Genomic DNA, 16914 nt, shown 5'->3' on the forward strand with positions numbered 1-16914 from the left:
GGGATTGAAATTTATATGCCTCAAAACAAGGAAGATTAATGGCAAAAGAAGAATTAGAATGTTCGTTTTGTGGTCGTAAAAAACCGGAAACAAATTTGTTAATAGCAGGATTAGATGCACACATCTGTGATAGATGTATAGAGCAAGCTCATGGTATTGTTATAGAAGAATCTAAACAAAACGATAGCAGCGATCTATCTGCGGAATTAAAATTACGTAAGCCTTTACAGATTAAAGAGTTTTTGGATGAATATATCATTGGTCAAGACATGACTAAAAAAGTAATGTCTGTAGCCGTGTATAATCACTACAAACGTTTATTACAGCCACCAACAAATGATGATATTGAAATTCAAAAATCAAACATCATTATGGTTGGGCAAACCGGTACAGGTAAAACCTTAATGGCGAAAACCATTGCGAAAATGCTTAATGTACCTTTAGCTATTGTAGATGCAACTGTATTAACAGAGGCTGGTTATGTAGGTGAAGATGTAGAAAGTATTTTAACACGTTTATTACAAGCGGCCGATTATAATTTAGAAAAAGCTGAAAAGGGGATTGTTTTTATTGATGAAATTGATAAAATAGCACGTAAAAGTGACAACCCTTCAATTACTAGAGATGTCTCTGGTGAAGGTGTACAACAAGCTTTATTGAAGTTATTAGAAGGTACTGTTGTAAATGTGCCACCAAAGGGCGGGCGTAAACATCCAGATCAAAAATTCATTGAAGTAAATACTGAAAATATTTTATTTATTGCAGGTGGAGCTTTCGATGGTATTGAAAGGCATATTTCAAAGCGACTAAATATGCAGGCAGTAGGGTATAGTGCTTCTATGTCTGACGAGAACGTGGATCAAAGTAATTTGTTACAATATATAATTCCGAAGGATTTGAAAGATTTCGGTTTAATTCCTGAAATTATTGGAAGGCTTCCTGTGTTAACGTATATGGATCCTTTAGATTCTAAAACATTAAGAGCCATTTTAACAGAGCCTAAAAATGCTATTATTAAGCAGTATAAAAAACTGTTTAATATGGATGAAGTAGAATTTTCTATTAGTGATGGCGCTCTAGACTTTATTGTTGGTAAAGCTATTGAGTATAAATTAGGGGCAAGGGGATTACGTTCTTTATGTGAAGAAATTTTAACCGATGCTATGTTTGAATTGCCAAGTAGCGAGGATAAAAAGTTAGATGTAACTCAGGCTTACGCCGAAGAAAAACTTACAAAAACAACCATTAAAAAACTGAAAGCAGTTTCTTAAAGTTAAATTGTATTATAATTTAAAAAGCCATTTGTAAATATATTTACAAATGGCTTTTTTGTGTTATATAAATATCAAAAAAAAGCCGACACTAACACATGGTTAGGGTCGGCCTTAAAATCAACTAGTTTTAGGGAATAAGTTAACTTTAGTTATTAATCATTACTTTGTTAATAGCATGTATTACACCATTTCCGGCTTGTACATCTACAGCTATAATCCCAATATCTGTAGCTCCAAATCCATCGGTAATATTAGCAATATTATTTCCTGTTCCAGGTAGTGTAATGGTAATATCATCGCCTTCAATTGTAGTTGCTGTTGTATCACCAGGATTGTTTAACATGCTAGATGTTACGTTTGCTTCTTTTATTACGTGGTGCAATAGTATTTGCGTTAACGGTCCTTCTTCTGGAACTGCGGCTAAAGCAGCAAAGGCATCATTTGTTGGTGCGAAAACCGTGAAGTTTGGATTTAAGTTATCAGAGTTTCCTGTTTCTGTTCTTGAAAGTATAGCTGCAAAATCTGTAGCAGGTGTTAAAGTGGTTAAAGCTTCAACTAAAGTAGAGAACGTTGGGTCTGCAAGTGCAAAGGTTACCACAGTTGGTATATCGATAACAGTATCTACTGCATGAATGATACCATTAGTTCCAATAACATCTGCTTGTATTACACTAGATATTCCGTTAAACATAACACCATTAGTTGTGTTGTAGTATAAACTTAATGCATTTTCTCCAGGTCCAGTTGCTCCTGTGTTTGTATATCCAGCCCCTAAATCTACTAAAGCCGTCGAAGTTATAGACGAGCCAATAATAACATGATTCAATAATATTTGAGATAAGGCTGCAGTATCAAAATCTCCTAGCGCTGTACCACCTAAAAAGGTATTAAAAGCGGCATTAGTAGGTGCTAAAACTGTAAATGGTCCATCGCCACTAAGTACGTTAACTAAATCACCATCAGCACTACCTAAAGCTGCTACTAAATTTGAGAAGTCTGAGTTTGCTACAGCAAGATCTACAATGCTTGGTAATCCTAAAACAGCATCTATAATATGTACTGTTCCGTTAGATGCGCTAACGTCTGCTGCTGTAACTGTTGCAACGTTGTTGAAAGTAACTCCATTGGTTGCATCAAAATAAATACTAATATTCTCATCTCCTGCTCCAGTAGCACTTCCTGAAGTATATCCAGATCCTAAAGAAACTAAATCACTAGCAGATACATCGGCCATGATTACATGGTTAAGCAGAACTTGAGATAATACATCTGTTGGTACCTCTTCTAAAGAAGCAAATCCGTTATCAGATAAGAAAGTTGCAAAGGCATCATTAGTAGGTGCTAAAACTGTAAATGGTCCGTTTCCACTTAATACGGTTGCTAAATCTCCATCAGCTCTAAGTAAGGCAGCTACTAATGAGCTTAAACTCGGAGTTTCTTGTGCCAATTCTACAATGTTTGGTGTTGCGGCTGGTGTTTTAGTGCCATCGTCATCACTACTACATGATGTTGCTATTAATGATAGACTAAAAAGTGCGATAAAAAAGTGTTTCGTTTTCATAATGTCTAATTTATTTTGTTTTTTGTTAGACAAATATATGTAAAAATTTAATATTGTCAAACAATTTTGATAAAACGTTAGACAAAACAGGTTTTTAATCGAAGTGTAATTATTATTTTTTGTTTAAGTTTGTGTAGTAAATATTTAGACATGAGCAAGTATACAATGGCACAAATAGTGGCTTTAACTGGTATTAAAGCACATACTTTGCGTAAGTGGGAGACTAGATATAATTTCTTGGACCCGGAACGTACAGATACTAATATTCGTTATTATTCTGATAATCAATTGAAGAAATTATTGAATATTGCTGTCCTGACCCGGAATGGTTACCGCATTTCTAAGATTGATAAAATGACGGATGATGAAATTCATAAAACCATTTCTGATGGAATTACTGAAGGAAATTATGAAGATGAAATTAGTGCGCTCGTTATTAGTATGCTCGATATGGACGAGGTTTCTTTTAATGACGTGCTAAGAACTCAAATAGTTAAAAAGGGTTTATTGGCAACAGTAACAGAATTAGTATATCCCTTTCTTAATCAAGTAGGAGTGCTTTGGGGTATTAATAAAGTAATGCCAGCTCAAGAACATTTTATTTCGAATTTAATTAAGCGGAAAATGTTCGCTTCAATTGATGTTCTTGCTTATCCTCCAAAAGGTGCGCCAAGTATATTGATGTTTTTAACTGAAGATGAATATCATGAAATAGCACTTTTACTTGCGTATTATATAGCCCGAGAAATGGGATGGAGTGTATACTACTTAGGTCAAGATGTGCCTACGGAAAATATTAAACAAGTTATAAAAGAAGTAAAGCCAAACTTAATGTTGTCTATGTTTGTAACACCAACAGAGCAACCCGCTAAAGTAAAAGTTGAAGCGATACTAGAGCAAGGAGATGTGCCTTTACTTATTTCTGGTAATCCAACAAATTTAGAAGGTATTATGGATGATAAAAGAATTATCTACTTATCACATCCAAATGATTTAATTAAGAATTTAAAGGCAATAAAACCTGCTTAAGTTTATAAGCAGGAAGTAGGGTTTCTTGTTTTCTTAAAATAAATTTAAACATAAGAAACATTTAATTCCAGAAGTTCATTGATGTAATCTCTAGTATTTGAAAGTCGTGGAACTTTATGTTGACCACCAAGTTTGTTATTTTGTTTAAGCCAATCGTGAAATAAATTTTTTCTGGCTATGGTGATTTTTGGTTTATTTAAAGTAATACTATTATAACGCTTTGCTTCATAATCTGAATTTAAAGCTTTCAACGCATTGTCAAAAAGTTCATTAAAGTAATCGATATCTGTAGGCGGGGTTTTAAATTCTATAAGCCATTGGTGCGCACCTTTTTCTTTTCCTACCATAAAAATAGGGGCAGCGGTATAATCTACTATTTCGGCTTCAGTTTTAGCACACACATTTTTTAGAGCTTCTTCTGCATTTTCTATAATAAGCTCTTCACCAAAAACATTAATATGGTGTTTTGTGCGGCCAGAAACCTTTATCCTGTAAGGACTTAAAGAAGTAAACCTGATGGTGTCGCCAATTTTGTATCGCCACAATCCGGCATTGGTTGTTATTATAACGGCGTAATTTTTATGTAACTCAACTTCGCTTAACGGAATTGCTTTTTCTTCGGATGTGGCATAAATGTTCATAGGGATAAATTCATAAAAAATCCCATAGTCTAGCATTAGTAACAATTCATTCGAATCATTTCTATCCTGAATAGCGAAAAAACCTTCCGAAGCATTATAAATTTCATAATACTTAAAATCCTTTTGAGGTAATATTTTTTGGTACTGATCTTTATATGGCGTAAAACTCACTCCTCCGTGAAAATAGACTTCTAGGTTTGGCCAAACCTCGTGTAAACTTTGTTTTCCGGTAGTTTCTAGAACGTTATTTAAAAGTACAAGCATCCAGGACGGGACACCAGCTAAACTTGTTACTTTTTCATTTATAGTTTCGTTTACAATGGCTTGCATTTTGTGTTCCCAATCGCTCATTAAAGAGACTTTGTTGCTGGGAGTACTGCTATATTCTGCCCAAAATGGCATGTTGTCAATTAAAATAGCCGATAAATCTCCGAATACGGTGCCGTTTTGCCTAGAGAGTTCTTTACTTCCTCCTAAGCGTAAACTTTTGCCTGTAAATAATTGTGAATCTTCGTTGTTATTTAAGTACATACAAAGCAAATCTTTACTCGCCGCATAGTGGCAATTTTCTAGAGATTGCTCGCTTACAGGTATAAATTTACTTTTAGCTCTGGTTGTGCCGCTAGATTTAGCAAACCATTTTATAGGTGTTGGCCAAAATAAATTATTCTCGCCATTACGCGATCGATCTATAATGTCCTGCCATCCGTCGTAATTTTTGATTGGTACACGTTCGGAAAATGTTTTGTAATTTTTTATAGACCTAAAATCGTATTGTTTACCTAATTCAGTGTCTTTAGCCGTGTACAGTAGGCTTTGTAGTAATTCATTTTGAACTTCATTTGGATATTTTAGGAACAATTCTATTTGATGAAATCGTTTTTTTAAAAACCAAGAAGCAATTGAATTTACTATAGGGATTGGCATAATTATTTTTATCTTTAATTTTTTAAAAATAAGACTTTTTTTTATGACTTACCAAGGTGTTTTGACAAAAATGGAAACCGAATTTTCTAACCCGATTCAGTATTATTTGGTTTTTGATTCTGATTTTATAAATATGAATCAATTACTAGGAAAAACGATATCTATTGAATTTGTAAAATACCAATGTTTAAATTGTGGATTAGACAAACCAATATTCCGCCAAGGCTATGATAAGCAATGTTTTTATAATACCGCACAAACGGGAGATTGGATTATGCGACCGGAATTAAGCACAGCGCATTTGGGGCAAGAAGATCGCGATTTGGAATATGAAAAACGTGTGCAATTGCAGCCACATATTGTTTATTTAGCGAACTCTAGTAATGTAAAAGTTGGGGTAACGCGAAAAACGCAAGTGCCTACACGTTGGATCGACCAGGGGGCACACGAAGCATTGGAAATTGTAGAAGTACCTAATAGGTATTTAGCGGGCGTTACAGAGGTTGCTTTAAAGTCTTACGTAGCAGATAAGACAAACTGGCGTAAAATGCTTAAAAACGATAATGAAGACGAGAATTTAGTAGAATGGCGTGATCGTTTAAAGCAATATATCCCAGATGAAGCTGCTCAGTATTTTATTGAAAACAATACTGAAACACATTTAGACTTCCCGGTTGATAAATATCCGCTTAAACCTAAAAGTTTAAATATTAAAAAAGAACTAAAATATACAGGGAAGTTAGTCGGTATAAAAGGGCAGTACCTCATTTTTGATGATGAAACCGTATTTAATATACGATCTAACGAAGGTATAGTAGTAAAAATATCCGTATAATTAAAAAATCCCATTACGACATAATCGAATGGGATTTTTTATAAGCTTCAAACTAAGTAAAGACTAAATTTCTTCTTGGTCTCTTAAGTTTTGAATGTAAGCTGCTTTCTTAACTTGACGACGTCTTTTTACAGATGGTTTAGTAAAAAACTGTCCTTCACGTAAATTTTGCATCACTTTGATGTTACGGTGTTTTCTTTTGTAGCGTTTTAAGGCACGCTCTATATTTTCACCATCTTTTACAATAATCTTTAACATAGATACTCTTTTAATTAATTGATTTTAAGTTTTAGGCTTATCCTAAATACGTTTTTAATACTTTACTTTTTGAGGTTTGTCGTAATCTACGAATACCTTTTTCTTTTATTTGTCTTACACGTTCCCGTGTTAAACCAAAAGAGTCACCAATTTCCTGAAGGCTCATAGGTTGTTTTTTACTAATACCATAATAATGACGAATAACCTCTGCTTCTTTTTCCGAAAGGGAATTTAAAGCACGGTTAACTTCTATATTCAAAGCGTCTTGCATTAAACCAGAATCTGGTCTAGGCGATTCGCTAGAATTCATTACATCATACAAGTTTGATGTTTCACCTTCTTGAAAAGGAGCATCCATAGAAACATGGCGCCCAGATATTTTCATAGACTGTTTAACATCGGTTAATGAAAGATCTAATTTGCTTGCAATTTCTTGCGCACTTGGTGGTCTTTCATTCTCTTGTTCTAAAAATGAATAGGCTTTATTAATTTTATTAATCGAGCCAATTTTGTTCAAAGGTAATCTAACTATTCGAGATTGTTCAGCTAAAGCTTGAAGAATTGCTTGACGAATCCACCAAACGGCATAAGAAATAAATTTAAACCCTCTGGTTTCGTCAAAACGTTTCGCCGCTTTCACTAGGCCAGCATTGCCTTCGTTGATTAAATCGGGTAGAGTTAGACCTTGGTTTTGATATTGTTTTGAGACTGAAACTACGAACCTTAAATTAGCGGTTGTGAGTGTATCTAGAGCTTTTTGGTCGCCATTTTTGATTAATTGGGCTAGTTCGACCTCTTCTTCAGCAGTGATTAGTGGTATTTTACTAATGTCTTGAAGATATTTGTCTAGGGATTTTGACTCGCGGTTGGTAACTTGTTTCGTAATTTTTAATTGCCTCATGTAGTGTTTTTAAAGTTATACTAAAGGATAATATAACTAATTTGGCGAGAAAACCTAATTGTTAGAGGTTTATCTTTTAAATTTTTAGATACTGATAATAATAGATAAGATTATAATAAATAGAAGTGAGTATGAAATAATAATTATTTTAAGCGGATACTATAATGAAAATAAAAAAGCCATTTCATGTTGAAATGGCTTTTTTATTTTTAAAAAGGATAAATTGTCTATTATTGATCTTCCAAGAATCCAGACCTTTTATAGCCTTTATACTCCCATACTTCCGTTGGTATATCGGAAAAAACAGCAGTAAATGATATTGCGTCAGTCGTAGCTCCTAAAGGAGTTGTGCCACCATTTTTTGTAAACTGACCATCAATTGTTACTGTTACTCCGAAATATAACTCAGGTAAATCTGTTCCAGAAAATGTTAAATTTTCTAAATCAAGGGACACTTTAGTTAATAAACCCCAACCATGTTCTTTGTCATCAAGTAACATTTCTGTTGCTATATTTTCGGAGGTATTAGAAGTAGTAATGATGTCTACTCCGTCTAAAACTCCATCTCTGTAAATTTCGACAATCCAATCCCCAGAAACAGCTTTAACAGGTGATTCTTCTATAGTGAAATCTTCATAACCTTTTTCTGTATCACAAGAAATAAAGGCTGTAACACATAGTATTACAATAATATGTTTAAGTATTTTTTTCATAAGTCTAAATTTTTAATTAATTATTGTTTAACGAAATTACGAGAAAATATTCCGCAACATCCAATAAATGTTTCGAGGGCAATATCTCCGGTAGCTGATATTGTTCCACTACTTCCAGATTCATCAGTTGGATCAGCAACAATATCACCAAAACCGCTTGATTGTCTCGGTATTATTAATTCTGTTTCAGATATTTGGATCATAAATACTTTAATGCTATTATTTGGTAATATGTCATCTGCCTCATACCTGCCATCAGCAATTTTGACTACAGTCATAACGCGAGATGGATCATTACCGGCAAAATATGTACCGCTTAAATCGTTAGCAGCAATGATAGCTGGATCATCTACTACGGTAACATATTTAAAAGCGGTTCCATCAAAGCCGTCAGAGTTAGTTGCTGCATAGCTTAATTTATATACTCCCGGTGTACTTGTATCTACCGTTCCAGATGTTGTAAAATCTAACTCTGTTTCACCTGCTAATGCCTTTACTCCTGAATCTGTAAAAGAAGAACCTGTTTGAATAGTTGAATAAACTTCATCAATTTCAAAACTTGGGAAAATGGTGATTTCAGACTCTATTAACCTAGCTTCAGAGCAAGAAGCTAAAACAATTGACAAGCAGAGTATTGATACAATTCTTGTAATTTTATTTTTATTTTTCATTATTTAATTTTTTATATTAAAAAAAACTTTCATTTATTTTTGATCCCACCATACTTTTTCGGTAAGTGAAGCCTTTTGAGTAATGTTAGGATTTTTAGTGATTTCTGTATCTGGATAAAAAAGTGTATTAGGAGTTTGTATACCTGTTAATACCGATCCTACAGAAGCTACGAAATTACCTAGAGTGTAATCTTCATCACCTAAGGCCACGGTTTCAGGATATTGAGTTCTGTTTGATTCAAAGAAACCTTCTATATTATTTACGTTAGCTAAGGATACCCATTTTTGTATCATTACTTGTCTTAGTGCTGTTTCAATATCTCCAGAAGGAACATATTCGTAAACTCCTCCAGTATCTATTAATGGATTGGCTAAACTTGGGTCTAAACCATAAGTTAAAAATGAATTTACAATACCGGTATCATATTTTTCTTTAGCTCCAGTACCTCCTGAATATCTAATTAAAGCTTCTGCTTGAAGGAAATTGCTTTCTGCTACTGTTATGAAATAAACAGGAGTAGTTGCGGTAATATTAGGTCTAGAAAAAGCTTTAGCTACTTCAGCCGTGTAATTATCACGATCTCCTTGATCAATACCTCTAAATACAGCTGGGTCATCGTCGTTTTTTCTATATATAGCTGCATCACGGGGATCTCCATTATTTTGCAGGAAACTAAGTAACGATTTACTGGCTATATTGTTTACGTCTCCTAGATTATCGATTTGCACATCATAGAAAGGGTTTGCTTTGTTTTGAGAATCCTCATAAATAGCAAATTTGGCGTCAGAAGTGATAAAATTATTTTCTGCTAAAAGTTGAGTTACTGCAGAAGCATCAGCTTGAGATGTATAAGCCATTCTAATATACAACTTTAATTTTAATGTATTAGCAAATTTAACCCATTCGTCCATATCTGAATTATAAACGGCGTCTTGAGCTCCAACTGTAGATTGCACAGGGGTATTAGAATATTTGCTTAAAGAAGTGTTAATTTCAGAGACTAAACCAGTATAAATATCTCCTCCAAAATCAGGATTTGGAGTAATATTTGCTGAACCTAGTAGTGCTTCAGAATATGGGATATCACCATATAAATCGGTTAAGACTTGTAGTGTATAAACTCTTAAAAGAGAAGCTATTAAGAAAGATCCTGTGTCTCCTTCAGCTTCAGATTCAGACATTACAAAGTTTAAATCGTTCAATGCTCCTGCCCAAAGTTCATTCCATAATCTATCAGAAAAATCAACGTTCATGTTGTAAGTGTCTATAGAAAGATATTGAGCTGCACTTGGTGGTTGTGTGTGATATTGAGCTAAAAAACCTCCAAGGTTTGCTAATTGTCCACCCATACCTGTGGCTAAAGAACCTTGGGCTGCTGTTAAAACAAAACTTTTATCCACATCCACCGGAGTGTTTGGATTATCGTTTATATTCAAGTTATCCTCACACGAAGTGATAAGTATAAAGAAAAAAAGAAGTCTTAGTATATTTTTCATTTTTATTTTTTTTATTTATTAAAATTTCGCCTTAAGTACAAAACCAATACTTCTAGTACTTGGACTCGCGCTAAATTCACCAAATTGACCACTTAAGTCTGTTCCAAATGTTGATACTTCAGGGTCTATGTATTGATTTGATTCTGGAGTGAATAGTAAAAGGTTTCTTCCTACAACCGTAAATGATAAAGATTCAAAAGGTGTATGTTGTATTATTTTTTTTGAGAAATTGTATCCTAGAGTAACTTCTCTCAATTTAACGAAAGATTTATCAATTACATTATCTCTTTCCGTAGCAGTAGCGCTATAATAGCTGTTCCAATTTTGGCTATCTATCGCTGTAGTATTTTCTACAAAACTGCCATCATCAGCTACTTGCACAGAATTAGGTATTACATATGCGTTTCTGTCGTTTATTGTTGTTGTCACAGAATTCCCTGTAAAGCGTGTAATATCAGCCGTACGACTATACATTAACCCTCCTTGTTGTATATCAAGGGAGATGCCTAAAGAAATACCTTTGTATGAAAAGTTGTTGTTTATACCTAATGAATAATCATATTGGGTATCTCCATAAACTTCTTTTTCTGGAGAAGCTATAGGTATACCATTGGCATCGACAACAATGTTTCCATTTGAATCTGTTTGAGGAACACTACCCTCAATTAATCCTATAGGTTCACCTTCTCTAGCAACAAAACCAATAGTACCTAGACCGCCAAGGGCTATTTGCTCTATTCTATCATCTAGTTTTTCTAAAATTGCATCATTGGTAGAGAAATTAAAAGCCATGTCCCAATTAAATCCATCTTTTTTCCTGAAAAGACCTAATGTAAGTAAGGCTTCATAACCTTTGTTTGAAATCGTACCAATGTTTGCCGTTTGTGAGGTAAATCCTGACGTAGAAGCTAAAGGTAAGCTTAGTATTTGATCTTCTACAGTCGCATTATAGTATGCGAAATCTAAATTAATGCGGTTTTTAAAGAAAGACAACTCTGTACCGATTTCAAATTCTTTTCTTCTTTCCGGAGATAAATTTGGATTTCCTGCTCTATTTCCTACTTCAAAAGCATTTAATCCACCTACAGGAAAATTAAGAGATCTAAATCCCTGATTGTCGGTTGATCCTGATACGTTCACAGGAGATATTTGGTATGGGTCTGTGTCAACTCCCGTTTCTCCATAACCTAATCTTAATTTACCATAGCTTAGAACATTTTTTATACTTGGGAAAGTTTCAGTAATTATCCAAGATGCATTTGCGCCACCATAAAGTACAGATCTGTTTTCTTGAGGTAAAGTAGAGTACCAGTCATTCCTTAAGTTAGCTGTAAGAAATAACATGTCTTTGTATGATAATGAAGTTGAGTTTAATACTCCATATAATCTTCTTTTAGATCTTGATGATGAGGCTGCTACAGGATCTGCTGAATTAGAAAGCGAAAAGAAATCAGGAATATCTTGTGATGTTACACTTGCGTTAGATGTAGATGAAGTTCTGTCGTTATAGTTAAACCCGAATGAAGAAGTGATAGCGAAATTCTCATTTACTTCAAAGTCAAGATTCAATAATATATCATGGTTTACTTGTTTTGAAAATGTTTGAAATTCTCCATAAAATCCTGGTTGCTCAGTTGTAGAACCATCATTAGGACTTCCTGGTGATGCATCTATAATAGCATTCCATACTCTAATGTTGTTTGATGAAGAATCAAGACCTAATCTATAAGTTATGCTTGCCCAGTCTGTAATAGCAGCTGTTACATCAAATGCACCATATACTCTTTCTTGATTAAATTTTGCTCCATCTTCATTAAGAGTAAAGTATGGATTAGTTATTCCAAAAGAGGTGTAATAATTGTCAACATTGTTAAAAGGATCATTTTTATAATCCTTAAATTCATTTATATTAAAATCGGTTGGGATTTGCAATAAGTTATTAAGTACGGATGCACCTTGCCCTCCTTGAATTCCAGAACCACGTGTTCCTACATAGTTTAATGTTCCTCCATAAGTTAAGAAATCCATTTTTGACTTAAATGAAGCAGTAATTGTGTTTCTTTCATTAGAGTCATTAGAAGTTGGGAAAATACCATCTGAAGTAGTATTGTTGAAAGAAATTCTACCTGTAGTATCTCCTGTACCACCAGAAATAGCTACGTTCGTTACATATGACGTTCCAATATCAAAAAAGTTTCTCCATTGATCTTCTTGAAAAGAGTAAGGTTTGATTTTTTGAGAATCATTAACTACGTTACCCCAAACAATAACTTCGTCATTAAATCTTGGTCCCCAAGATCCATTTTCTCCTAAAAAATGTTGGCCATTCCATCCTTGTCCAAACTCAGTTTGATAGTTAGGAGCTCTTAATAGATCTGTAAAAGTCGCTTGAGTAGAGAACTCAATGGTTAATTTATCTTTAGATCCGGTTTTAGTTGTAATTATAACAACTCCATTTGCAGCTCTAGATCCATAAAGAGCAGTACTTGAAGCTCCTTTAAGAATAGATATAGATTCAATGTTTTCTGGATTTATGTCGTTGGCTCCATTACCAAAATCGTATGACCCATTTAAGCTCGAGCTATTTGTAGATCCATTATTGATAGGAACACCATCAACGATATAAAGAGGTTGATTGCTTCCGCTAAGAGAACTAAATCCTCTGATAATAACACCTGATGAAGCACCAGGATCAGTACTAGCGTTTGATATAACTACACCAGCAACCTTTCCTTTAAGTGCATCGGAAATGTTTGTTTGAGAACCCTCTGTTAAATCTTTACTGTTAATAGTAGAAACGGCAGACCCAATAGATTTTGCGTTTCTTTTAATACCTAAAGCTGTAACTACAACCTCATCTAAGGCCGCTGCATCTTCTGCCATTGTAACGTTAATTGTATTGGACGATCCAATAGCAATTTCTTTCGATGCATACCCAATAAAGCTAAAAACCAAAGTAGTACCTTGATTTGCTTTAATTGCATATTTACCATCGAAATCTGTTGAAGTACCTGTTGAAGTACCTTTAACTAAGACAGTAGCTCCTGGTAACGGTAAACCAGAATCATCTGATACTGTTCCTGAAATTGTCTTTTCTTGTGCAAACGTAAGTTGCACAACAAACGCTAATAGCAGCGTTAGTATTCCACTAAACTTTTTTTTCATTTTAAAATTATTTGAATTAGTCAGGGCCAAAAATCACAATAAAAAGTTAATAAAACAATAAATAATGGTTAAAATTCTTGTTTTGTGTTACGATTTTGTAGAAATACTAGTGAAAGAGTTGAAATATGTAATTTGATTGAGGTTAAGTTAATATTTAAGTGGTTTATTTGATAATTCGTTAATACCTTTTAGCTAATTACTAATTGTTTGAATAATGTTTTCTACTATTAATGTTGAATATTTTTCTTTCAAATTTAAATTTAAATAGGAAATATTTCGGTGTTTTACTGCTTGTTATTAAATAAATAGTAAATGGTTGTAAAAGATAAGTAAGTATTATTATTTGTTATTTTTTAATAACGAATAATAATCTTTAATGTTAATTAATGGTTTAAATCAATCTCCTTTTTAAGATGGATTAAGTTTACTTAATTGAAAGCTTGAAATGAAGTTAAATCTGAACCTCCAAGATCACCTTCTCTTGAAGTGTATTCTGTATTGTTGAGAGTTAGAGTAAATGCTTCTGGACTAGCTAAGTCATCTCCGTATGCACCATATATTATTTAGCTGTAACATCTCCCGTCGTATAAAGTTATAGGGATGCTAGTTGATGCAGTTCAATCTAGAAAAGCTATACTCGGACCAGAAACAGCTATGACCTTCAAAGTCAAGAATTTCATAAGATATTTCACTTGCATAGCTATCAAAATTAAAATTAAGAGTACCACTTACTTCTACGGTGCAAATTTACTTGGTTTGGATATTAAGTTGAAACTGATGTGTTAACTGGATTTACACCATTCGTAGGCATTAAATTAAAAACTACATCATTAAAGCAATTTAAGGTAATAATCTGCTATGGCTATAGTAAATGTTCCTTTATTACTGTTTGTAGATATAGTGAATGATGTAAGGATATTGTAACATATTAATTGTTAAGGTTTTTTTTTTTTTTTTTAATACGATATAAAATAAAGCGGTCGGTAAACATGATGTTTACCGACCGCTTATTTACTAAATATAACTTTATTGAAAAATTAGTTTTGTCTCACTAGTTTTTCTAAGAATTCTCTAGTTGCACCTGTTCCTCTGTCATACCCTGTAGTTAATTCTACAATGTGTTTTCCATCAGACATAAGTGTTTGTTTATTTGTAGTATCATCACAAATAATCATTTCAAATACACTTTTTGCACAAGTCATAATTGGAGATCCATTTAATAATGTAGGTTCTCCTGCTAGATCTTTATCTAAAACAGTAATAACGTTAGTGTCAGGATCTACTGTGAAGAAAAAATCATTATCATCTGGCCAAAATCCAATTCCAACATGCTTATATAAATCTGGAGAAACTGCTTGGATAGAAACGGTACCTCCGAAGTCACCTTGGCGACTTCCTGAGTTCCAATACTGTCCAACTTCAACATCATAAGTTCCTGCTAATGTAGTTTCAGGAAGTGCTTTTAACGTTAAAGCAATTGAGTTAACATCTGATACAGCTTCTGATGATTCAACGATTTCAAGAATGATATCTTTAAAATCAAAAGGAACAAGGTTGCCAGTTAATACAATAATTGCTGCATTGGCAGTTTTTTCACCTGCAGGAATTGTAAATGTAGTTTCACCTAATTCAAACTCAACACCTTCTTTTGCTGGAGAATCTGCGCTAGCTGCAATAGTAACCGTTACATCTCTATCTAAAGGAACATTTTTTCCTCCAAAAAAGGTAATTGGAATTTGGTAATCTAAAGTTGTTACAGCAGGGTCTAAAATAATATTTAGTTCATCTGTTGTATTTTCAAATTGAGCCAATATTGGACCTTGCCCAAAATCAGTTTCTGTGTCGTCTAATAACGCATCACACGAGCTTAGGGTAATAGAACTACCTAAAGCTAGAACAAAAAATGTCCTGATAAATTTAATTTTTTTCATTTTTATATTTTTTTATTTCCAAAATGGAGCGTTAGTAAATACATCGTCTGCAGTTTGTGTAGGTACGTTGTTCACGTTTCTAGCATATTCTGAAGATGGGTATAATAACCTTACTGGTCTAACACCATCAGACTCAGCAGGAATAGGTAAGTTCGCAGGGAAACCTGTTCTTGTTAAATCAATCCAAGATTCTATAGAAGACGTTCCGTTTAACGCTACCCATTTTTGAGTAATAATAGCTTGAATTTTGTCAGTTGAATCATCCCAACTTACGTTAATAATATCTTGATCGTAATAAGTTTCAGCTTCAGTTTCAGCGTCTTCTACTCCTAATTGTATAAATGAGGCTGTAATAGCATCTTCATATAAAGCTTGAGCGGCAGCATCTCCACCTGGTAAATATCCTCTTACGGTAGCTTCTGCTTGAACAAATAAAGCTTCTGCTTCAGACATTACAATTTGATCTTGATCTGCACTTACTAAAAGGCCAGGTCCAACTTTTGATAAATCATTAGATGTAAATCCTATACCAGGTAAAACAGTAGACTGTTCTGCTCCTTTATAACCACCATTAGCAGCTTCGTCATAAAGTCGTTCAAGTCTTGGGTCATTTGCGTTTGTTAAAAAAGCAAGAGCAAATTCCGAAGCAACAGTAAAATCTTTTCTGTTTTGTTCAGAACCATTTGGTTGTACAAAATAATCAAAGAATGGACTTTGTTGATTTTCATTTGCTGTGTAGCCAGGGTTAACACCTGCAGTAGCATGGATAAAACCACCACCATTAGCAGTAATATCTGCAATTTGAGAAGCGATGTAAGCATCTTGACCAGTGTTGCTCATTCTTACAAGCATTCTTAATCTAATGCTGTTGGCAAATTCTATCCAGTATTCCATGTGGCCTTCAAATATAATATCTTGAGTTCCTGGATCTTCTGCTGCGTCAGAGCTATTGATTAAAGCTACTGCTACTCCTAAATCTTCAATTACAGTTTTGTAAATAGTTTCAGCATCATCATAAACAGGAGTTGTATTGTCTCCTCTAAAATTAGCTTCAGTGTAAGGAATATCTCCGTATAGGTCAACTAATAATTGGTACTGAAATCCTTTTACAATTTTAGAAATTGCTTTGTAGTTAGAATAATCAACAGCTCCAGTAGGATCTTCGTAATTTTCAATGTAAGTAAGGTTTTTGAAAATTGTAGCGTATGAAGTTTCAAAAATGTTTGAAAAATCTTCAGCACTAAAGTTGTATCTACTGTATATAGCATTGGCAGACCAGTTAGATGGTGTTGCCCAGTTAACTACTAATTCGTTACCTAAGTAAGTCATAGTACGACCGTTTAATTCTCCAAAGTCTTCAAGAGCAACTGGTAGTGTTAAGCTCGGGGTTGATATTGCCGGGTCATTAGGGTTTTCGTTGACATCTAAAAAGTCATCGCAACTTACACTAACTATCGCTAGAGCAAAAAGGGATAAAATTGCTTTTTTCATTTTTATATTTTTCATTTTTA

At 33.7% G+C, this 16914-nt stretch carries 13 protein-coding genes; 3 read left to right on the top strand and 10 right to left on the bottom strand.

Annotated elements, in window-relative coordinates; translation table 11 throughout:
- The first annotated feature begins 38 nt into the window (after positions 1-38).
- On the top strand, positions 39-1271 hold the full coding sequence (clpX, locus tag V6246_RS15990; protein ID WP_341561477.1) for an ATP-dependent Clp protease ATP-binding subunit ClpX: 1233 nt from the start codon (positions 39-41) through the stop codon (positions 1269-1271).
- 148 nt (positions 1272-1419) lie between these two features.
- Here clpX and V6246_RS15995 read toward each other — a convergent pair whose 3' ends face one another.
- Positions 1420-2835 carry a fasciclin domain-containing protein gene (locus tag V6246_RS15995; protein ID WP_341561479.1) on the bottom strand — a complete coding sequence of 472 codons (1416 nt, stop codon included), beginning with the start codon at positions 2833-2835 and terminating at the stop codon, positions 1420-1422.
- Between the two features lie 150 nt (positions 2836-2985).
- Here V6246_RS15995 and V6246_RS16000 point away from each other — a divergent pair, with 150 nt between their 5' ends.
- Positions 2986-3864: a MerR family transcriptional regulator gene (locus V6246_RS16000; RefSeq protein ID WP_341561480.1), complete on the top strand. Its 879-nt coding sequence runs from the start codon at positions 2986-2988 to the stop codon at positions 3862-3864.
- Between the two features lie 44 nt (positions 3865-3908).
- Here the strand turns inward: V6246_RS16000 and V6246_RS16005 are convergent, their stop codons facing one another.
- Positions 3909-5432 carry a GH3 auxin-responsive promoter family protein gene (locus V6246_RS16005; protein WP_341561482.1) on the bottom strand — a complete coding sequence of 508 codons (1524 nt, stop codon included), beginning with the start codon at positions 5430-5432 and terminating at the stop codon, positions 3909-3911.
- Positions 5433-5475: 43 nt separating this feature from the next.
- Here V6246_RS16005 and V6246_RS16010 point away from each other — a divergent pair, with 43 nt between their 5' ends.
- Positions 5476-6267 carry a DUF2797 domain-containing protein gene (locus V6246_RS16010; RefSeq protein WP_341561483.1) on the top strand — a complete coding sequence of 264 codons (792 nt, stop codon included), beginning with the start codon at positions 5476-5478 and terminating at the stop codon, positions 6265-6267.
- Between the two features lie 63 nt (positions 6268-6330).
- On the opposite strand, the gene rpsU is transcribed toward V6246_RS16010, so the two are convergent.
- The 8 genes from rpsU to V6246_RS16050 form a co-directional block, all read right to left on the bottom strand.
- Positions 6331-6525, bottom strand: a complete 195-nt coding sequence (rpsU, locus tag V6246_RS16015) for a 30S ribosomal protein S21 (RefSeq protein ID WP_042499099.1) — start codon at positions 6523-6525, stop codon at positions 6331-6333.
- Positions 6526-6562: 37 nt separating this feature from the next.
- Positions 6563-7426: a sigma-70 family RNA polymerase sigma factor gene (locus V6246_RS16020; protein ID WP_042499100.1), complete on the bottom strand. Its 864-nt coding sequence runs from the start codon at positions 7424-7426 to the stop codon at positions 6563-6565.
- Between the two features lie 230 nt (positions 7427-7656).
- A complete protein-coding gene (locus V6246_RS16025; protein WP_341561486.1) occupies positions 7657-8139 on the bottom strand; it encodes a lipid-binding protein in 483 nt (160 codons plus the stop codon).
- Positions 8140-8159: 20 nt separating this feature from the next.
- Positions 8160-8810, bottom strand: a complete 651-nt coding sequence (locus V6246_RS16030) for an immunoglobulin-like domain-containing protein (protein ID WP_341561488.1) — start codon at positions 8808-8810, stop codon at positions 8160-8162.
- A 33-nt stretch (positions 8811-8843) separates the two neighbouring features.
- The gene (locus V6246_RS16035; protein WP_341561490.1) at positions 8844-10307 is read right to left on the bottom strand and encodes a SusD/RagB family nutrient-binding outer membrane lipoprotein; all 1464 of its coding nucleotides are present in this window, start codon (positions 10305-10307) and stop codon (positions 8844-8846) included.
- 18 nt (positions 10308-10325) lie between these two features.
- Complete coding sequence (locus tag V6246_RS16040; RefSeq protein WP_341561492.1) at positions 10326-13472, bottom strand: SusC/RagA family TonB-linked outer membrane protein; 3147 nt, start codon at positions 13470-13472, stop codon at positions 10326-10328.
- 1037 nt (positions 13473-14509) lie between these two features.
- Positions 14510-15403, bottom strand: a complete 894-nt coding sequence (locus tag V6246_RS16045) for a hypothetical protein (protein ID WP_341561493.1) — start codon at positions 15401-15403, stop codon at positions 14510-14512.
- A 12-nt stretch (positions 15404-15415) separates the two neighbouring features.
- Positions 15416-16909 (bottom strand): SusD/RagB family nutrient-binding outer membrane lipoprotein, encoded by a 1494-nt coding sequence (locus tag V6246_RS16050; RefSeq protein ID WP_341561495.1) that lies wholly within the window; start codon positions 16907-16909, stop codon positions 15416-15418.
- Between the last annotated feature and the right edge of the window lie 5 nt (positions 16910-16914).

The organism is Algibacter sp. TI.3.09, from assembly GCF_038154905.1.
In the GTDB taxonomy this organism is placed as follows: Bacteria; Bacteroidota; Bacteroidia; order Flavobacteriales; family Flavobacteriaceae; genus Algibacter.

Excerpts from the sequence above, each read along its gene's own strand:
- V6246_RS16045 (WP_341561493.1), bottom strand. The coding sequence starts at position 15,403 with ATGAAAAAAATTAAATTTATCAGGACATTTTTTGTTCTAGCTTTAGGT.
- V6246_RS16040 (WP_341561492.1), bottom strand. The coding sequence starts at position 13,472 with ATGAAAAAAAAGTTTAGTGGAATACTAACGCTGCTATTAGCGTTTGTT.
- V6246_RS16030 (WP_341561488.1), bottom strand. The coding sequence starts at position 8,810 with ATGAAAAATAAAAATAAAATTACAAGAATTGTATCAATACTCTGCTTG.
- V6246_RS16035 (WP_341561490.1), bottom strand. The coding sequence starts at position 10,307 with ATGAAAAATATACTAAGACTTCTTTTTTTCTTTATACTTATCACTTCG.
- V6246_RS16025 (WP_341561486.1), bottom strand. The coding sequence starts at position 8,139 with ATGAAAAAAATACTTAAACATATTATTGTAATACTATGTGTTACAGCC.
- clpX (WP_341561477.1), top strand. The coding sequence starts at position 39 with ATGGCAAAAGAAGAATTAGAATGTTCGTTTTGTGGTCGTAAAAAACCG.
- V6246_RS15995 (WP_341561479.1), bottom strand. The coding sequence starts at position 2,835 with ATGAAAACGAAACACTTTTTTATCGCACTTTTTAGTCTATCATTAATA.
- V6246_RS16000 (WP_341561480.1), top strand. The coding sequence starts at position 2,986 with ATGAGCAAGTATACAATGGCACAAATAGTGGCTTTAACTGGTATTAAA.
- V6246_RS16005 (WP_341561482.1), bottom strand. The coding sequence starts at position 5,432 with ATGCCAATCCCTATAGTAAATTCAATTGCTTCTTGGTTTTTAAAAAAA.
- V6246_RS16010 (WP_341561483.1), top strand. The coding sequence starts at position 5,476 with ATGACTTACCAAGGTGTTTTGACAAAAATGGAAACCGAATTTTCTAAC.
- V6246_RS16050 (WP_341561495.1), bottom strand. The coding sequence starts at position 16,909 with ATGAAAAATATAAAAATGAAAAAAGCAATTTTATCCCTTTTTGCTCTA.
- rpsU (WP_042499099.1), bottom strand. The coding sequence starts at position 6,525 with ATGTTAAAGATTATTGTAAAAGATGGTGAAAATATAGAGCGTGCCTTA.
- V6246_RS16020 (WP_042499100.1), bottom strand. The coding sequence starts at position 7,426 with ATGAGGCAATTAAAAATTACGAAACAAGTTACCAACCGCGAGTCAAAA.